This window comes from Neptunitalea chrysea (assembly GCF_027924145.1).
Taxonomy (GTDB): domain Bacteria; phylum Bacteroidota; class Bacteroidia; order Flavobacteriales; family Flavobacteriaceae; genus Neptunitalea; species Neptunitalea chrysea.
Genome location: NZ_BRVP01000001.1, coordinates 40,928 through 59,622 on the forward strand (window position 1 = coordinate 40,928; position 18,695 = coordinate 59,622).

13 protein-coding genes are annotated in these 18,695 nt (G+C 36.3%); 12 read left to right on the forward strand and 1 reads right to left on the reverse strand.

The genetic code is table 11. The features are described 5' to 3' along the window. The first annotated feature begins 20 nt into the window (after positions 1-20). From NBRC110019_RS00175 to NBRC110019_RS00210, 8 genes are all read left to right on the forward strand, one after another. Positions 21-3,113: a TAT-variant-translocated molybdopterin oxidoreductase gene (locus NBRC110019_RS00175; protein WP_281751090.1), complete on the forward strand. Its 3,093-nt coding sequence runs from the start codon at positions 21-23 to the stop codon at positions 3,111-3,113. A 36-nt stretch (positions 3,114-3,149) separates the two neighbouring features. After that, on the forward strand, positions 3,150-4,541 hold the full coding sequence (nrfD, locus tag NBRC110019_RS00180) for an NrfD/PsrC family molybdoenzyme membrane anchor subunit (RefSeq protein WP_281751092.1): 1,392 nt from the start codon (positions 3,150-3,152) through the stop codon (positions 4,539-4,541). After that, positions 4,534-5,058, forward strand: coding sequence for a DUF3341 domain-containing protein (locus NBRC110019_RS00185; RefSeq protein WP_281751095.1), 525 nt, complete (start codon positions 4,534-4,536; stop codon positions 5,056-5,058). The genes nrfD and NBRC110019_RS00185 overlap by 8 nt, the downstream gene beginning before the upstream one ends. Positions 5,059-5,066: 8 nt before the next feature. Continuing rightward, positions 5,067-5,621, forward strand: coding sequence for a c-type cytochrome (locus NBRC110019_RS00190; RefSeq protein WP_281751097.1), 555 nt, complete (start codon positions 5,067-5,069; stop codon positions 5,619-5,621). Positions 5,622-5,651: 30 nt separating this feature from the next. Then, entirely contained in the window at positions 5,652-6,995 is a 1,344-nt protein-coding gene (locus NBRC110019_RS00195) for a quinol:cytochrome C oxidoreductase (RefSeq protein ID WP_281751099.1), read from the forward strand. Between the two features lie 25 nt (positions 6,996-7,020). Then, complete coding sequence (locus tag NBRC110019_RS00200; RefSeq protein ID WP_281751101.1) at positions 7,021-8,148, forward strand: cytochrome c oxidase subunit II; 1,128 nt, start codon at positions 7,021-7,023, stop codon at positions 8,146-8,148. A gap of 46 nt (positions 8,149-8,194) precedes the next feature. Then, positions 8,195-9,976 (forward strand): cytochrome c oxidase subunit I, encoded by a 1,782-nt coding sequence (locus NBRC110019_RS00205; RefSeq protein WP_281751103.1) that lies wholly within the window; start codon positions 8,195-8,197, stop codon positions 9,974-9,976. A gap of 255 nt (positions 9,977-10,231) precedes the next feature. Further along, positions 10,232-10,459: a hypothetical protein gene (locus NBRC110019_RS00210; RefSeq protein ID WP_281751106.1), complete on the forward strand. Its 228-nt coding sequence runs from the start codon at positions 10,232-10,234 to the stop codon at positions 10,457-10,459. 419 nt (positions 10,460-10,878) lie between these two features. Here the strand turns inward: NBRC110019_RS00210 and pckA are convergent, their stop codons facing one another. Beyond that, the gene (gene pckA / locus NBRC110019_RS00215; protein WP_281751108.1) at positions 10,879-12,471 is read right to left on the reverse strand and encodes a phosphoenolpyruvate carboxykinase (ATP); all 1,593 of its coding nucleotides are present in this window, start codon (positions 12,469-12,471) and stop codon (positions 10,879-10,881) included. A gap of 212 nt (positions 12,472-12,683) precedes the next feature. Here pckA and ruvB point away from each other — a divergent pair, with 212 nt between their 5' ends. The 4 genes from ruvB to NBRC110019_RS00235 all read left to right on the forward strand — a co-directional run bounded on the left by ruvB (position 12,684) and on the right by NBRC110019_RS00235 (position 18,622). Then, the gene (gene ruvB, locus NBRC110019_RS00220) at positions 12,684-13,706 is read left to right on the forward strand and encodes a Holliday junction branch migration DNA helicase RuvB (protein WP_281751110.1); all 1,023 of its coding nucleotides are present in this window, start codon (positions 12,684-12,686) and stop codon (positions 13,704-13,706) included. A gap of 10 nt (positions 13,707-13,716) precedes the next feature. Then, positions 13,717-15,042, forward strand: a complete 1,326-nt coding sequence (locus NBRC110019_RS00225; RefSeq protein WP_281751112.1) for a cytochrome P450 — start codon at positions 13,717-13,719, stop codon at positions 15,040-15,042. Positions 15,043-15,045: 3 nt separating this feature from the next. Then, positions 15,046-15,972 carry a tRNA epoxyqueuosine(34) reductase QueG gene (queG, locus tag NBRC110019_RS00230; protein WP_281751114.1) on the forward strand — a complete coding sequence of 309 codons (927 nt, stop codon included), beginning with the start codon at positions 15,046-15,048 and terminating at the stop codon, positions 15,970-15,972. Between the two features lie 358 nt (positions 15,973-16,330). Further along, the gene (locus NBRC110019_RS00235; protein ID WP_281751116.1) at positions 16,331-18,622 is read left to right on the forward strand and encodes an NADP-dependent malic enzyme; all 2,292 of its coding nucleotides are present in this window, start codon (positions 16,331-16,333) and stop codon (positions 18,620-18,622) included. Positions 18,623-18,695: the final 73 nt, after the last annotated feature.

Sequence of the window (18,695 nt, forward strand, 5' to 3'; positions counted from 1 at the left end):
GAGCTAATTTTATATATAACATGGCATCAAACAAAAAATACTGGAAAAGTGTTGAGGAGTTAAATCCTGATAGCTCTATTGTTGATACACTAAAACAGAATGAGTTTGTAGATGAGATTCCTGTAGATGAGTTCTTAGGAGATAAGCAGTCTTTGGATTCGTCTTCAACTACACGAAGAGATTTTTTAAAGTTTGTTGGGTTTAGTACTGCAGCTGCTACTTTAGCAGCGTGTGAAGGGCCTGTTAAACACGCTATACCTTATGTTGTGCAGCCGGAAGAAATTCGTCCGGGTGTGGCTAACTACTACGCTTCTACGATTGCGGATGGGTATGACTTTGCAAGTGTTTTAGTTAAAACAAGAGAGGGTCGTCCAATTTTCATTAACAATCATGATAAGGCGACGGTTAATAGTAGTGCTAATGCTCGTGTAGTTGCTTCTGTATTATCTATGTATGATAGTATGCGAGTGCAGGGTCCTAAAAAAGGAGGTAATAGTACTGACTGGGCAACTTTAAATACTGATGTGAAAGCTGGTATTAAGAATGCCAAAGCAGCAGGTAAAGAAGTTGTTTTCTTAACACAAACTTTTGCAAGTCCATCTACGTCAAAGCTTATTAGTGAGTTTTCTGAGAGTGTTGGTGGCGTGAAGCATGTTGTGTATGATGCAATATCTGAAGATGCTGCGTTAAATGCATTTGAGGCTAAATATGGTGTAAGAGCCATGGCTGATTATGATTTTGCAAAAGCAGATGTTGTGATTTCATTTGGTGCTGATATTTTAGGAGATTGGCAAGGTGGTGGTTTCGAAAGCGGTTACGCTAAGAAAAAAGTACCTACGCATGGAAAAATGAATAAGCACTTCCAATTTGAATCTAATATGAGTCTTACAGGGGCTAATGCAGATGTTAGAGTTGCATTAAAGCCTAGTGAGGTTAAAATAGCATTGGCTAAGTTTTACGGTTATGTAACTGGTGTTTCTTATGGAGGGTCACTTTCTGAGAAAGCAGAAGAAGCTGTAAAAGCTGCGGCTAAGGCATATAAAGCTGCTGGAGGTAAAGCGGTTGTTGTTACAGGGATAAAAGATGTAACAGCACAATCTTTAGTGTTAGAAATGAACGAAGGTAAGTCTGAGGTGTTTGATGCCGAAGCGCCATTAAAGGTTCGTTCTGGTAATGCTAATGCAGTGGCATCGTTAATTGCTGATATGAAAGCTGGTAAAGTTGGAGTATTGGTTACAGCGGGTGTTAATCCTATGTATACATTAGCGGATGCTGAAGGTTTTGCTGCTGGTTTAGAAAAAGTTGGTTTGTCGGTTGCTTTCTCTATGAAAGAGGATGAGACTTCAACTAAAACTACTTATGTTGCTGCTACTCCTCATTACTTGGAGTCTTGGGGTGATGTAGAAATTAAAAAAGGTCATTATAGTTTAATGCAGCCTACTATCAAGCCATTATTTGATACGTTACAGTTTCAGGATGCCTTGTTAACATGGATGGGTAGTGATGTTGCTTACTATGATTATATAAAATCTAACTGGACTGATACTATTTTAGGGGGTTCAGGATGGAATCAAGCTTTACATGACGGTGTGTTTACTTCTTCAACTCCTGTAGTTTTGGAGGAAATGGATCCGGAAGGTGAGCCTGTTGAGATGTCTGGTGTTAGTGCTGGTGAATTAGCTTTAAAGTTATCAAAAACATCAGTTCCTGGTGGTTTTGAATTGGTATTGTATGCTAAGACAGGTATGGGAGACGGGCAACAAGCTAATAACCCTTGGTTACAAGAATTTCCTGATCCAATTACCAGAACATCTTGGGATAACTACTTAACAATTTCTATTGATGATGCTAAAGGTAAGTTTGAAAACTGGAATGTTGATAACGGTGCACTAGATGGAGATTTAGCCAATGTTACTGTAAATGGAGTAACCATTACAAATGTTCCTGTGTTAATTCAACCGGGGCAGGCCAAAGGAACTGTTGGTTTATCGTTTGGTTACGGTAGAGAGCTTGGTGTTAAAGAAGAAATGAAAACAGGTGTAAATGCGTTTAAGTTTTACACTGATTTTAATAATGTGCAGTCTGTTTCTTTTGAAAAGGCTAACGGAACACATGAGTTTGCATGTATTCAGTTGCACAATACATTAATGGGTAGAGGTGATATCTTAAAAGATACAACATTAGCTACTTTTAATGATGAAAAACCAGAGGTTTGGAATCCGCAACCTCAGGTTTCTTTAGATCATCAGGAAGTTCCTTCTACAACAGTTAGTTTGTGGGATGATTTTGATAGATCTATAGGTCATCACTTTAATTTATCTATTGACTTAAATGCTTGTACGGGTTGTGGTGCTTGTGTGATTGCTTGCCATGCCGAGAACAACGTTCCTGTAGTTGGTAAGTCAGAGGTGAGAAGATCAAGAGATATGCACTGGTTGCGTATTGATAGATATTATTCGGCAGAAGAGACTTTTATTGAAGATGTTGAAGTTGTTGAAAATATTTCAGGATTAGGAGAGTCTTTATCTACTTTTGGTGAGTTAGAGCATCCTGGAGTTAATCCTCAGGTAGCTTTCCAACCTGTAATGTGTCAGCATTGTAACCATGCTCCTTGTGAAACTGTTTGTCCGGTTGCGGCAACATCACATGGTAAGCAAGGTCAAAACCATATGGCTTATAACCGTTGTGTAGGTACTCGTTACTGTGCAAACAACTGTCCTTATAAAGTACGTAGATTTAACTGGTTCTTGTATAATGAAAACGATGCGTTTGATTATCACATGAATGATGATTTAGGTAGAATGGTACTTAATCCAGATGTAGTTGTTCGTTCGAGAGGGGTAATGGAAAAATGTTCAATGTGTATTCAAATGACACAAAAGACCATTTTAGATGCTAAGAGAGACGGAAGAGTAATTAAAGACGGTGAATTCCAAACAGCTTGTTCTGCGGCTTGTAGCTCAGGAGCAATGACTTTTGGAGATATCAACGACAACGAAAGTAAGATAGCAGAATTAAAAGAGAGCGACAGAATGTATCACTTATTAGAGCATATAGGAACACAGCCAAATGTTTTCTATCATGTGAAAGTTAGAAATACAGAAGAAGCTTAAACAAATTATTAATAAAGAAACAATTTATAAAGTATTATGGCGTCGCATTACGAAGCACCTATACGTAGACCCTTAGTTACAGGAGATAAAACTTATCACGATGTAACTGTAGATGTAGCTGCTCCTGTAGAAGGAAGAGCAAACAAACAATGGTGGATAGTGTTTTCAATATCACTAGCAGCTTTTGTGTGGGGTTTAGGATGTATAATTTACACGGTTTCCACAGGTATTGGTACTTGGGGATTGAATAAGACTGTTGGATGGGCCTGGGATATTACCAACTTTGTATGGTGGGTAGGTATCGGGCACGCCGGAACTCTTATTTCTGCAGTACTTTTATTATTCCGTCAAAAGTGGAGAATGGCTATTAACCGTTCTGCAGAGGCAATGACAATTTTCTCGGTAGTTCAGGCAGGTTTATTTCCAATTATTCACATGGGACGTCCATGGTTAGGATATTGGGTATTGCCAATACCAAACCAATTCGGTTCGTTATGGGTTAACTTTAACTCTCCGTTGCTTTGGGATGTATTTGCGATTTCTACTTATTTGTCTGTTTCTTTAGTGTTCTGGTGGACAGGTCTACTTCCTGACTTTGCAATGCTTAGAGATAGAGCAGTAAAACCTTTCCAAAAGAAAATTTACAGTCTTGTTAGTTTTGGATGGAGTGGACGTGCTAAAGATTGGCAACGTTTTGAAGAAGTATCTTTGGTACTTGCTGGTTTAGCAACTCCGTTAGTACTTTCTGTGCACACCATCGTATCTATGGACTTTGCAACTTCGGTTATTCCGGGTTGGCATACTACCATTTTCCCTCCATACTTTGTTGCAGGGGCAATCTTCTCAGGATTTGCAATGGTAAACACGTTATTGATTATTATGAGAAAGGTATGTCACCTAGAGGCATACATTACACTACAGCATATTGAGTTGATGAACCTTGTAATTATGATTACAGGATCTATTGTTGGATGTGCCTATATTACAGAGCTCTTTATTGCATGGTATTCAGGAGTTGAATACGAACAATATGCGTTCTTAAACAGAGCTACAGGACCTTACTGGTGGGCATATTTCATGATGATGTCTTGTAACGTGTTCTCACCTCAGTTTATGTGGTTCAAAAAACTGAGAACAAGTATTATGTTCTCGTTCTTTATCTCTATTGTAGTAAACGTAGGGATGTGGTTTGAGCGTTTCGTTATTATTGTTACCTCATTGCACAGAGACTTTTTACCATCATCATGGACAATGTTCTCTCCTACATTTGTAGATATAGGAATTTATGTTGGTACTATTGGATTCTTCTTTGTATTGTTCTTATTATATTCTAGAACATTCCCTGTAATTGCACAGGCAGAGGTAAAATCTATTTTGAAATCATCTGGTGAAAAATATAAAAAATTAAGAGACGGCGATCATGAGTAATAAAATTATACAAGCCATCTATAACGATGATGATGTTTTAATGGCTGCAGTGAAAAAAATTAAAGCAAAAGAGCTTCATATAGAGGAAATTTTCACACCTTTTCCGGTTCACGGACTTGATAAGGCAATGGGACTACCTCATACAAGAATTGCTGTTGCTGCATTTATTTACGGTTGTATTGGATTAGCTGTAGCAAGTAGCTTGATGGGATATATTATGATTGCTGACTGGCCACAAGATATTGGAGGTAAACCAAGTTTTAGTTTCTTAACTAATTTGCCTGCATTTGTGCCTATTATGTTTGAATTAACGGTATTCTTTGGAGCTCACTTAATGGTAATCACTTTTTATATGAGAAGTAGGTTATGGCCATTTAAAGAAGCAGAAAACCCAGACGTAAGAACTACAGATGATCACTTTTTAATGGAGATCGCGGTAGATAATAACGAAAGTGAATTAACTGCATTGTTAGAAGAAACAGGAGCAGTTGAAGTAATTGTTACAGAAAAGCATTAAACCAGGATATGAAAAGCTTGATTAAACTAGGAATTGTTTTAGGAGTAGCTGCCTCTGTTACCTCTTGTTTTAACAGTTCGAAGCCAAATTATCAGTACTTCCCTAACATGTACGAAGGTGTAAGTTATGAGACTTATCAAGAGTCTGACGCTTTCGCAAATGGTAAAGAAGGGCAGTTACCACCGGCTCACACCATTAAAAGAGGATGGAAACCTTACGAATACGAAAACACCACAGAAGGGTATGATTTAGCAAAAGCTAATCTTGTGAATCCTTTAATGGCTGATAGTCTTGATGTAAAATATGATGCTACTAAGGCGGCTGAATTATATACGATCTATTGCGCTATATGTCACGGTGATAAAGGTGACGGTCAAGGTACTTTAGTACAAAGAGAAAAGTTTTTAGGGGTACCTAATTATAAAGACAGAGATATAACCGAAGGTAGTATTTACCATGTAATTTATTACGGGTTAAATTCGATGGGTTCTTATGCTGTGCAACTTAATGAAGAAGAGCGTTGGCAAGTTGCAGAGTACGTATTAGAGTTACGAAATAAATAAAACAATACAATAAAGAGATATATTAAAGATATGTATACGTTTTCAAATAAATTAAGAATGGGGGCAATCATTTTAATGGTTGTTGGACTTCTTGGTATTGTATATGGTTTTTTAAGTGCACCTGGAACACCTGAAGAAGCCATGGAAATTATTGCAGCATCAAGCCATGAGGATCATGGTGCCGAAACGCATGTGGTAAAACATGAAGAGGCGGTAACTGCACATCACGGAGAAGAGGCACACGAAGTACATGCCACAGGACACGATAAAGAACATGCACACCATGTTTTTAGTCAATTACAAAATAAGCCTTGGGCAGCTTTATACGTTGCAGCATTTTTCTTTATGATGATCTCTTTAGGAACATTGGCATTCTATGCCATTAATCGTGCTGCTCAAGCAGGATGGTCTCCTGTATTGTTTAGAGTAATGGAGGGTATTACAGCATACTTATTACCGGGTGCTGTTTTGATGATTGTTATTTGGGTTGTTGCTAACCTAGGGGATCACCATTTATTTATTTGGACAAACAAAGAAGTTGTAGACAGCGATCACTTGTTACAAGGTAAAAGCAGTTACTTAAATATGACTGCGTTTATTATAAGAGCGGTTGTATATATTGGTGGTTGGGTTGCTTACCGTCAAATCTCTCGTAAATTCTCTATAGCTCAGGATACTGCTGAGGACGATAGTTACTTTAAGAAAAACTTTAGAGCTTCTGCTATTTTCTTAGTATTCTTTTTAGTAACAGAATCTATGATGTCTTGGGATTGGATTATGAGTGTAGAACCACACTGGTTTAGTACCTTATTTGGGTGGTATGTGTTTGCTAGTATGTTTGTATCTGGTATTACAATGATTGCAATTGTTACATTATATTTAAAATCTAAAGGATACTTAGAATATGTAAACGATAGTCATATTCATGATTTAGGTAAGTTTATGTTTGGTATTAGTATCTTCTGGACATACTTATGGTTCTCTCAATTTATGTTATACTGGTATTCTAACATACCTGAAGAGGTAGGATATTTTGTGCAAAGAATCAGAGATTATCAATTACCATTTTTCGGTATGATTGCATTGAATTTCTTATTCCCGTTATTAATATTAATGAATAGTGATTTTAAACGTAAGAGCTGGTTTATTATCATGACTGGTTGTATTATACTATTTGGTCATTATTTAGATATTTATAACATGATTATGCCTTCTACGGTTGGAGATCAGTGGTTTATTGGAATTCCTGAAATTGCAAGTATACTATTCTTCTTAGGATTATTTATTTTAGTTGTGTTTACAGCGTTAACTAAAGTGCCGTTGTTGGCTAAGCGTAATCCGTTTATTGAAGAGAGTAAACATTTCCATTATTAATAATTTAAAGTAAACAAAGAATAGAATGACTACTTTATTAGCTATCATAGTTGTAGTACTAGTTGCCATCGCCATTTGGCAGATGTCTAAAATTTTCGAATTATCGCAGGTAGGTGCAGATAAGTCGCAAATAGCAAATGATAAGGATAACAAATTGAATGGTTATTTAATGTTTGCTTTCTTAATATTTCTTTACGTATTCATGATTTACTCTATGTGGAAGTGGGGTAGTTTCTTATTAGGAACTCCGGCTTCTGAACATGGTGAGAATTATGATTTGTTATTGACAATATCTTTTATACTTATTTTTGTAGTACAATTTATTACGCAAGCATTATTACATTACTTCGCATTTAAATACAGAGGAGAAAAAGGTAAAAAAGCCCTTTTCTTTGCAGATAACACTAAATTAGAAATGATTTGGTCTGTTATACCTGCATTAACGTTAGCGGGTTTAATTATCTTCGGATTATTTAGTTGGGTGAATGTTACTACGATTACAGAGGATGATGACCCAATTATTGTTGAATTATATGCTCAGCAATTTAACTGGAAAGCGAGATATGCAGGTACAGATAATGTATTAGGTAAAGCAAATGTTAGGTTAATTGACATTGCGAAAGCTAATATCTTAGGTTTAGATGAATCTGATCCGTATGCTGCTGATGATAAAATTACAACAGAATTACATTTGCCTGTAGGTAAAAAGGTAGTTTTTAAAATGCGTTCTCAAGACGTATTACACTCTGCTTACATGCCACACTTTAGAGCACAAATGAACTGTGTTCCTGGTATGATTACGCAATTTTCATTTACTCCAACGGTAACTACTGCTGATATGCGTTTAGATGATGGTATTGTAGAGAAAGTAGATGGTATTAATAAAATTAGAGCAGACAAGAGAGCTAAAGGAGAAGATGCTGACCCATATGAGTTTGATTACTTATTACTTTGCAACAAAATATGCGGGCAGTCTCACTATAATATGCAAATGAAAATTATTGTTGAAACTGAAGAAGAGTACAACGAGTGGTTAGCTACCCAAAAAACATTTGCTAGCTCAATGGGCTTAGATGAAGAAACCAAAACAGATGATACATTAGCTCAGGTAATTGTTTCTGATGAGGAAGCAGAAATTATGGGAGTTAACTAGTAGTAAGAAATTAAAATATTATAACTTAAACAGAAGAGCATAAATCATGTCGGGACACGAACATCATAAAGAAACTTTTGTAACAAAGTATATCTTTAGTCAAGATCATAAGATGATCTCTAAACAATATTTAATAACCGGACTTTTAATGGGGGTTATTGGTATTGCTATGTCTTTACTTTTCAGAATGCAATTAGCTTGGCCAGGAGAGTCTTTCAAAATTTTTGAAGTATTACTTGGTAAGTGGGCACCTGAAGGTGTTATGGATGCTAATATTTACCTTGCCTTAGTTACCATTCACGGTACTATTATGGTATTCTTTGTGTTAACACAAGGATTGAGTGGTACTTTTAGTAACTTATTAATTCCGTTGCAAATTGGTGCTCGTGATATGGCATCTGGATTTATGAACATGCTATCATATTGGATGTTCTTTTTATCGAGTGTTATCATGGTAGGTTCTCTATTTATTGAAGCTGGGCCTGCTGCTGCAGGATGGACAATTTATCCTCCGTTATCTGCTTTAGAAGCTGCACAACCTGGTTCTGGATTAGGGATGACATTATGGTTAACATCTATGGCTATATTTATTGCTTCTTCTTTATTAGGATCGTTAAACTATATTGTTACTGTATTAAACTTACGTACAAAAGGAATGTCTATGACTAGACTTCCGTTAACAATTTGGGCGTTGTTTGTTACAGCTGTAATAGGGGTAGTTTCTTTCCCTGTATTATTATCAGCAGCTTTATTATTAATAATGGATAGAAGTTTAGGAACATCTTTCTTCTTATCTGATATCTTTATTGGTGGTGAAGCATTACATTATCAAGGTGGTTCTCCTGTATTATATGAGCACTTATTTTGGTTCTTAGGTCACCCAGAGGTATATATTGTATTATTACCGGCATTGGGTATTACCTCTGAAATTATTGCAACTAATTCTCGTAAACCTATCTTTGGTTACAGAGCTATGATATTATCTATTTTAGCAATTGCATTTTTATCAACTATTGTATGGGGTCACCACATGTTCGTTTCGGGTATGAATCCGTTCTTAGGATCTGTGTTTACTTTTACAACCTTATTAATTGCAATTCCTTCTGCGGTAAAAGCATTTAACTACATTACTACTATTTGGAAAGGTAATCTTCAGTTTAACCCTGCTATGTTATTCTCTATCGGTTTAGTATCTACTTTCATTACCGGTGGTTTAACAGGTATTATTCTTGGAGATAGTATGCTAGATATTAACGTACACGATACGTATTTCGTAGTGGCTCACTTCCACTTAGTAATGGGTGTTTCTTCTTTATATGGTATGTTTGCCGGTATTTACCACTGGTATCCTAAAATGTTTGGAAGAATGATGAATAAGAATTTAGGTTATTTACACTTCTGGATTACTGCTGTTGGGGCATATGGGGTATTCTTCCCAATGCACTTTATTGGACTAGCAGGTTTACCAAGACGTTATTATAATAATACGAACTTTCCATTATTTGATGAGTTACAAGATACAAACGTGGTAATTACTGTATTTGCTATCATTACTGGTTTAGCGCAGTTAATCTTCTTATACAACTTCTTTAAGAGTATGTTCTACGGAGAGAAAGCTGTTCAAAATCCATGGAAATCAAATACATTGGAATGGACTACACCAGTTGAGCACATTCACGGTAACTGGCCTGGTGAAATACCAGAAGTACACAGATGGGCTTATGACTACTCTAAGACCGGCGAGGATGGAGAGTATGTTATTCCTGGACAGGATTTTGCTCCGCAAACTGTTCCTCTGCAGGATGGTGAAGAAGTTTTACACCACTAAAAACCACCAAATAAAATTAAAAAAGGCTATTCTTTCTAGAATAGCCTTTTTTGTTTCTTGTATTTAGGTACTTCAATTTCTATTATATTTATTATGCTACTAACAATGATTTTATATGCCGGATTTTCCGGTATTACTGTTTTACTAGGAGGTGTATTAGCAAATGTTTTTAATTATCATATAAAATAAAGCCGTGTTAAGTATGAAATTACCCATGGTCTAATATAATTTGGTGGGGGTGTAATGTTATTTGGAATGGAAACATTAAATGTGTATGTGTTGGCGATTTCATTTTTGGTAGGTGCTATCTTCTTTATGTATTTAGATAGGTATTTATCTTCTAAGGGAGGTAGAATAGCTACCTTACTGGCTATGATGATGGATTTTGTGCCAGAATCTATATCCATTAGGCGCTACATTTGCTACCAAACCTTCCGTAGGTATTTTGCTTGCCGTATTTATTGGGTTGCAGAATTCACCTGAGGTTTTTAGTTCATTTAGAGATTGGGTGTTAAGTGGCTTTACTACAGGTAAAACATTGGTTGTATTTTTATTGTTGAGTTTTAGTGGAGTAATAGGTTCGCTTGGAGGGCATTTTTATTAATGGATTATGAGCGTGTTAAAGCCATTCTAATGACCTTTTCCGGCGACTGTATACTTTACCTGCTTATACAGGATATAATTCCGGAAAGTAAGCTTTCTAATAATTATAACACTTCTATAGGGGCAGTATTTGGCTTTTTAGTAGGTATAATAGGGGAGATGCTTATATAGCCCGTAATATATAATTTTATCGATTCATATATGTAACCAAAAAGCCTCCTGGAATACAGGAGGCTTTACGAGATTGATTTTTAACACAACTTATACTTCAATCTTATTTATAACTATTTATTTAAAGTTTAAGCGTCTACTAAGTCTTTAGGACCAGCTGCTAAAATTTCTTCATTTACACCTTTAGCAAATTGCTCGAAGTTTTTCTGGAATAAAGAAACTAATTTGCCTTTTGTATTGTTGTAAGCAGCTTTATCAGCCCAAGTGTTTTCTGGTACTAAGATTTCAGCTGGTACTTCAGGACAGCTAGTTGGAATATCAAATCCAAAACTTGCATCTTTAACGTACTCTACATTTTCAAAAGATCCGTTGTGGATAGCGTCGATCATAGAACGAGTGTATTTTAATTTCATTCTGCTACCTACACCGTAAGCTCCACCAGTCCATCCTGTGTTCACTAACCAAGCAGTTACACCTTGTTTTTTAATTTTTTGAGCTAATAACTCAGCATATTTGTTAGGGTGCCACATCATGAAAGCAGCTCCAAAACATGCACTAAATGTAGCTTCTGGTTCAGTTACTCCCATTTCAGTACCTGCAACTTTAGCGGTATATCCTGAGATAAAGTGGTAACTAGCTTGCTCTGGAGTTAATTTACTAACCGGAGGAAGTACACCGAATGCATCACAAGTTAAGAAAATGATGTTTTTAGGTTGACCAGCTACACATGGTATTTGTGCATTTTCAATATAGTTAATAGGGTAAGATGCTCTAGTGTTTTGAGTGATAGATACATCTGTATAATCAACTGCTCTTGTAGCTTCATCATACACTACGTTTTCTAATACAGTACCAAATTTGATAGCGTTAAAGATGTCTGGTTCTTTTTCAGCAGATAAGTCGATAGCTTTTGCATAACATCCACCTTCAATATTGAAAGTACCTTCATCTGTCCAGCAGTGCTCATCATCACCGATTAATTTACGTTTAGGATCGGCACTTAAAGTTGTTTTACCAGTACCAGATAATCCGAATAAGATAGTTACATCTCCTTCTTCACCTACGTTAGCAGAACAGTGCATTGGCATTACACCTTCTAATGGCATTAAGTAGTTCATGATAGAGAAGATACCTTTTTTCATCTCACCAGCGTACTCAGTACCTAAGATTACAATTTCTTTTCTTTCTAAAGATACATCTACAGAAGTTTTAGATGTCATACCAGTTGTATAACTGTTAGCTTTAAAACCACCAGCGTTAAAGATTACGTAATCTGGTTCTCCAAAGTTAGCTAACTCTTCTTCTGTTGGCATAATAAGCATGTTTTGCATAAATAATGCGTGGTATGCTCTTGTACAAATAATACGTACTTTAAGTCTATATTTTGGATCCCAACCAGCAAAAGCATCTACAACATATAAGTGATCTTTAATGTTTAAGTAGTCAATAGCTCTTTCATGGTTAAGCATAAATACTCTTTCTTCTAAAGCGATGTTGATATTACCCCAGTCGATATTATTTTCAGACTCTGGATGTTTAACAACTCTTTTATCTTTTGGGCTTCTTCCTGTTTTTTCGCCTGAGTAAGTCATTAAAGCCCCTACATCAGATATTGCAGTTCCTTTTTCAAGTCTCAAACCTAGTTCGTATAGAACTGGTACACTACTGTTTCTAAAGATAGTCTCTACCTCAATTCCGTATTGCTTAAGATTAAATCCCATTTTAATTAATTTTATGTAGTTAGTAATTAATTTTAATTATGTTTTTATTTTACATTGTAAAAGTCCTTTATTTTTTCGATACCTGATATGATAATTATCATCGAATGATTGTGTAATTATTCTTATAATATTATGAACATTCTTTTAGTATCTTTGCTGTGTAGGGGGGAATTCTTTGTGAAGAATTATTCTCTAAGGTAAGCAGAAAATATATGAATAGTAATCTAGATCCCGAAAAATCTCACTTTTCACCAGAAGAGCTTGATGTAGAAAAGGCGTTAAGACCCCTTTCGTTTAGTGACTTTACTGGTCAGGCCTCTGTATTAGAGAATCTTGAGATATTTGTGCAGGCAGCTAATTTAAGAGGTGAAGCGTTAGATCACACCTTGTTTCATGGTCCTCCTGGACTAGGAAAAACAACCCTAGCAAATATATTAGCCAATGAGTTGGAGGTGGGAATTAAAATTACTTCCGGACCTGTTTTGGATAAACCAGGTGATCTTGCCGGATTGCTTACAAATCTTGACGAGCGAGATATTTTATTTATAGATGAAATCCATAGATTGAGTCCTGTAGTAGAAGAGTATTTGTACTCTGCTATGGAGGATTATAAGATTGATATAATGCTTGAGTCTGGTCCCAATGCCCGAACAGTTCAAATTAATTTGAATCCGTTTACATTGGTTGGGGCAACAACACGTTCTGGTTTGCTTACAGCACCAATGCGTGCCCGTTTCGGAATTCAAAGTAGATTACAATATTATTCTACCGAACTTTTAGCAGATATCGTTCAGCGTAGTGCTGGTATTTTACGAGTACCCATAACTATGGAAGCCGCCATAGAAATTGCTGGAAGAAGTAGAGGTACGCCTCGTATTGCGAATGCGTTATTACGTAGAGTTAGAGATTTTGCACAGATAAAAGGAAATGGTTCTATTGATATTGAAATTTCAAGATATGCCTTAAAAGCATTGAATGTAGATGCACATGGATTAGATGAAATGGATAATAAAATTTTAACCACCATTATAGATAAGTTTAAAGGGGGGCCGGTGGGGATTACTACCTTGGCAACTGCCGTTTCGGATAGTGCCGAAACTATAGAAGAAGTATACGAGCCTTTTTTAATTCAGCAAGGGTTTATTATTAGAACTCCGAGAGGTAGAGAGGTAACCGATTTAGCCTATAAACATTTAGGTAGAATTAAAGGGAATATTCAAGGAGGATTGTTTTAAAAACGGATTTATGAGTTTGCAAACAAATATACCTACTGTGTCTACTTTTCGTTTTTTAAGAAATGCAGCGCAGATTCTTAAAAATCCGTTGCCTTTTCATCGGGCTAATTTTAAAAGACTAGGAGATACTTTTAGATTAAAAATAGGAGCAAAAACGTCTTTGCTGTTTTCCAGAGACGCCGGATTAGCACAATATGTGCTACAAAAAAATCAGAAGAACTATTATAAGTCTAGTATTCAGACAGAGGATTTAGCTAAGTATGTTGGACTAGGTTTGTTAACTACCAATGGGGAGCATTGGAGAAAACAACGCAAATTAATTCAGCCTGCTTTTCATAAAAAGCATTTAACCCGATTATTAGATACCGTAGAAAAGGCTATAATTTCTGAAATTGAAAGGATTACGGTTACTGAGCCTATTGATATATTTCCTATTCTGAACGATTTGGCTTTTCAAACGGTTGTAAAGGCCTTGTTTAGTGGCGCAGCAGATGCTAATGATATAGCCGAATTGCAAGAGATTACGGAAACGGCTCAAAAAATGTTAGTTTCGGAGTTAAGACAACCTTACAAAGCATGGTGGTTTAAGTTAACTGGTAAAATAGAACGTAATATTGCCTATACGCACCAAGCCAGAACTATTCTTAAACAAATTGTTGACGAGCGAAGAAAAGCCGAAGAACGTTTCGGAGATTTATTGGATATGTTGTTAGAGGCTACTTATGACGACGGCAGTGTAATGGAGGAGGAGCAACTAATAGATGAAATTCTGATCTTATTTATAGCCGGACATGAAACAACTTCTAATGCGCTTACATTTTTTTGCGAACTCATGGCAAGGCATCCGGAAGTGCAGGAGAAATTAGCAGTGGAGGTACAGCAAAATACGTCTCTTGATATTATGACGCGTATACAAGAAAGTGTTTATGCTAATGCAGTTATTGCGGAGGTAATGCGTTTGTATCCTCCGGTGTATTTTATAGATCGTGTTTGTTTAGAAGATGATGCCTATAATGGTATGCTAATAGCCAAAGGAACCAGTATACTTATGTCGGTTTATGAGATTCATAGAAGTGTTGATTTTTGGGACGATCCGCTTACTTTTAAACCAGAACGTTTTGAGGATGCTACTGTTCAGAATACGATGGCGTACTACCCATTTGGTGCGGGACCTAGAAAATGCATAGGGAATAATTTTGCGATGTTTGAAATGATCTTGGCAATGTCTGAGCTTTTAAAGCGATTTAGAATAGAAACTAAAAACACGCCTATTGAAATTTTACCATTGATTACCTTAAAACCAAAGAATGCTATATTGCAATTTAAAACCCGATAATTTTTGGATTCTAATGTTAGCAGATATACCAACTTTGTAAAAGCCAAAGCTAAAGAGCTTGGGTTTATGGGGTGTGGTATATCGGAAGCAACATTTTTAGAAGAAGAAGCTCCCCGATTAGAGAAGTGGTTGTCTGAAAATAGACAGGGTGAAATGCATTATATGGAGAATCATTTTGATAAACGCTTAGATCCTCGTTTATTGGTAGATGATGCTAAATCGGTTATATCGCTTCTTTTAAATTATTATCCTGAACAAACACAAACAGATATAGAAGCTCCTAAGCTATCTAAATATGCCTATGGTACCGATTATCATTTTGTGATAAAAGACAAACTAAAGCTATTGCTTACTGATATGCAAGCGTATATTGGAGAAGTAAACGGACGAGCTTTTGTAGATTCGGCTCCTGTATTGGATAAAGCATGGGCGGCTAAAAGTGGCTTAGGCTGGATAGGTAAGCACTCTAATTTATTAGCAAAGCAAACAGGCTCATTTTTCTTTATTGCTGAACTTATTGTAGATATACCTTTGGTGTATGACGGACCAACTACCGATCATTGCGGTACATGTACTGCTTGTATAGATGCGTGTCCTACCGAGGCTATTGTGGCTCCGTATGTGGTAGATGGTAGTAAATGTATATCGTACCTAACAATAGAACTTAAAGACCAAATACCAACCGAGTTTAAGGGAAAAACTGATAATTGGATGTTTGGTTGTGATGTGTGTCAGGATGTATGTCCGTGGAACCGATTCTCTAAACCGCATAATGAACCGCTTTTTAATCCACATCCTGAGTTGTTAGATATGACGTATAAAGACTGGACAGAACTTACTCAGGAAACATTTAGCAAAGTGTTTAAAAAATCGGCTGTTAAGCGTACTAAGTTTGCCGGCCTTAGCCGTAATATCTCTTTCTTGAAATAGCTCTTATTTAAAACTTATACTATAAGTGAATTTAAAGGCTAGATTGTCTTTAAATTTAGATGTAGCATAATATCCGTAATTAAGGAAGGTTCCAAGTTCCAGATTAATAGTAAACATAGTAAAGTAATTGGTGCTTTAGTATTGCTGTTTTTTTAGGTAAGGCTAGGTTTACTGATGATGAATAGATGTGTTGTTTTAAATGTAACCATAATTAGTATACCATATAGTAGTGTGTAACTAGTTTTGGTAAATATGATATTTGTCAAATTTATCTTTAAAATATTGTTTATATCTGAAAAAGCGAACTGTTTTTTTGTTAATACATGTATCTTTGTTTAGATATCTTAATCAATATATTATGTCAAAAAAAGATACTAGACCAAGAGAAGCTTTAGTTTATCATTCGAAGCCACAACCAGGAAAAATTAAAATAGTGCCAACCAAGCCTTATTCAACACAACGCGATCTTGCGTTGGCGTATTCACCTGGGGTAGCAGAACCTTGTTTAGAGATAGAAAAAGATGTTAAAAACGTATATAAATATACCGCAAAAGGAAATTTAGTAGCAATAATTTCTAATGGTACAGCTGTATTAGGGCTAGGCGATATTGGACCAGAAGCGTCTAAGCCGGTAATGGAAGGAAAAGGACTTCTGTTTAAAATTTTTGCGGATATTGATGGAATCGATATTGAGCTTGACACAAAGGATATAGATAAGTTTGTTGAAACAGTAAAGATAATTGCCCCAACCTTTGGGGGGATTAACTTAGAAGATATAAAAGCTCCGGAAGCATTTGAAATAGAGCGACGATTAAAAGAGGAATTAGATATACCGGTAATGCACGATGACCAGCACGGAACTGCTATTATTTCTGCGGCTGCTTTATTGAATGCCCTTGAGATTGCCGGTAAGAAAATAGAAGAAGTAACCTTTGTGGTTAGTGGCGCTGGTGCTGCGGCTGTTTCTTGTACCCGCTTATATAAAGCATTTGGTGCTAAGGCAGACAATATTGTAATGTTAGATAGTAAGGGGGTTATACGTAAAGACCGCACGAATCTGACTACCGAGAAAATGGAATTTGCCAGTGATAGAAAAATTGATACACTTGAGGAAGCTATGAAAGGTGCCGATGTGTTTATAGGACTTTCAGTAGCCGATATTGTAACTCCTGAGATGTTGCGATCTATGAATGCAGACCCTATTGTATTTGCAATGGCAAATCCAAATCCAGAGATAAATTATGATTTAGCGGTAAAAACCAGAGACGATATTATTATGGCTACCGGTAGATCAGATCATCCTAATCAGGTAAACAATGTATTAGGATTCCCGTTTATTTTTAGAGGTGCTTTAGATGTAAAAGCAACTAAGATTAATGAAGAAATGAAAATGGCGGCCGTTAAAGCAATTGCTGCATTAGCGAAAGAACCAGTGCCTGAGCAAGTAAATAAGGCATATGGAGAAACTCATATTACGTTTAGTAAAGAGTATATTATACCTAAACCGTTTGACCCTAGGCTTATTGCTAAGATTCCACCAGCAGTAGCAAAAGCTGCTATAGATAGTGGTGTAGCAACAGACGAAATTACCAATTGGGAGAATTACGAAGAAGAGTTATTACAACGTTTAGGGAACGATCATAAGATTATAAGAATGCTGCACAATCGTGCAAAAACAAATCCGAAACGAATTGTATTTGCAGAAGCAGATCATTTAGATGTTCTAAAAGCAGCTCAAATTGTAAAGGAAGAGGGAATAGGAACCCCAATTTTACTTGGGGACAGGGCTCGTATAGAGGAGTTGATGAATACTCTGGAGTTTGAGCCTGGTATGGAGATAATAGATCCTAAGACCGATGAGCAGAAGGAGCTAAAAGAGCGTTATGCTCAAAAGTATTGGGCTTCTAGAAAACGTAAAGGAATTACTTTGTATGAGGCAAGAAGACGAATGAAAGAGCGTATCTACTTTGCTTCTATTATGGTAAATGAAGGAGATGCAGATGCAATGGTAGCCGGGTATTCTAGAAGTTATCCATCGGTAGTTACCCCCGTGTTAGAGTTAATAGGAAAGGCAGAAGGAGATGCTATTGTAGCTGCAGCCAACTTAATGCTTACCGATAGAGGACCTATGTTTTTATCAGATACTGCTATCAATCTTAATCCAACGGCTGAGCAATTAGCGCATATAGCAACTATGACGGCAAGGGTGGCTAAAATGTTTGGTGTAGATCCGGTAATGGCAATGTTATCATATTCTAATTTTGGATCATCTAGCCATGATACAGCTAAGAAAATGAATCATGCGGTGAGTTATTTACACGATAATTACCCTGATTTAATTATAGATGGAGAAGTACAATCAGATTTTGCCATGAACAAAGAAATGATGCAACGTAAATTTCCGTTCTCAAAATTGGCAGGTAAAAATGTGAATACGTTTATATTTCCTAACCTTGATGCGGCGAACATAACCTATAAGGTAATGAAGGAGTTAAATAAGTCGGAGTCTATTGGTCCTATGTTATTAGGGTTAAATAAACCAGTACATATTTTTCAGTTAGGAGCCAGTGTTAGCGAAATGGTAAATATGTCTGCGGTTGCTGTTGTAGATGCTCAAGAAAAGGAAAAAGTAGCCCGTGGGCGTAAATAATGTCCTAATAATGTAAAGTTCAAATGCTTTGTAAATAATTTTATTATTTTTGGGGCTTAGCATTTGAAGAAGG

Coding starts and splice junctions, on each gene's coding strand:
- NBRC110019_RS00175 (WP_281751090.1), top strand. CDS start 21: ATGGCATCAAACAAAAAATACTGGAAAAGTGTTGAGGAGTTAAATCCT.
- nrfD (WP_281751092.1), top strand. CDS start 3,150: ATGGCGTCGCATTACGAAGCACCTATACGTAGACCCTTAGTTACAGGA.
- NBRC110019_RS00185 (WP_281751095.1), top strand. CDS start 4,534: ATGAGTAATAAAATTATACAAGCCATCTATAACGATGATGATGTTTTA.
- NBRC110019_RS00190 (WP_281751097.1), top strand. CDS start 5,067: ATGAAAAGCTTGATTAAACTAGGAATTGTTTTAGGAGTAGCTGCCTCT.
- NBRC110019_RS00195 (WP_281751099.1), top strand. CDS start 5,652: ATGTATACGTTTTCAAATAAATTAAGAATGGGGGCAATCATTTTAATG.
- NBRC110019_RS00200 (WP_281751101.1), top strand. CDS start 7,021: ATGACTACTTTATTAGCTATCATAGTTGTAGTACTAGTTGCCATCGCC.
- NBRC110019_RS00205 (WP_281751103.1), top strand. CDS start 8,195: ATGTCGGGACACGAACATCATAAAGAAACTTTTGTAACAAAGTATATC.
- NBRC110019_RS00210 (WP_281751106.1), top strand. CDS start 10,232: ATGGAAACATTAAATGTGTATGTGTTGGCGATTTCATTTTTGGTAGGT.
- pckA (WP_281751108.1), bottom strand. CDS start 12,471: ATGGGATTTAATCTTAAGCAATACGGAATTGAGGTAGAGACTATCTTT.
- ruvB (WP_281751110.1), top strand. CDS start 12,684: ATGAATAGTAATCTAGATCCCGAAAAATCTCACTTTTCACCAGAAGAG.
- NBRC110019_RS00225 (WP_281751112.1), top strand. CDS start 13,717: ATGAGTTTGCAAACAAATATACCTACTGTGTCTACTTTTCGTTTTTTA.
- NBRC110019_RS00235 (WP_281751116.1), top strand. CDS start 16,331: ATGTCAAAAAAAGATACTAGACCAAGAGAAGCTTTAGTTTATCATTCG.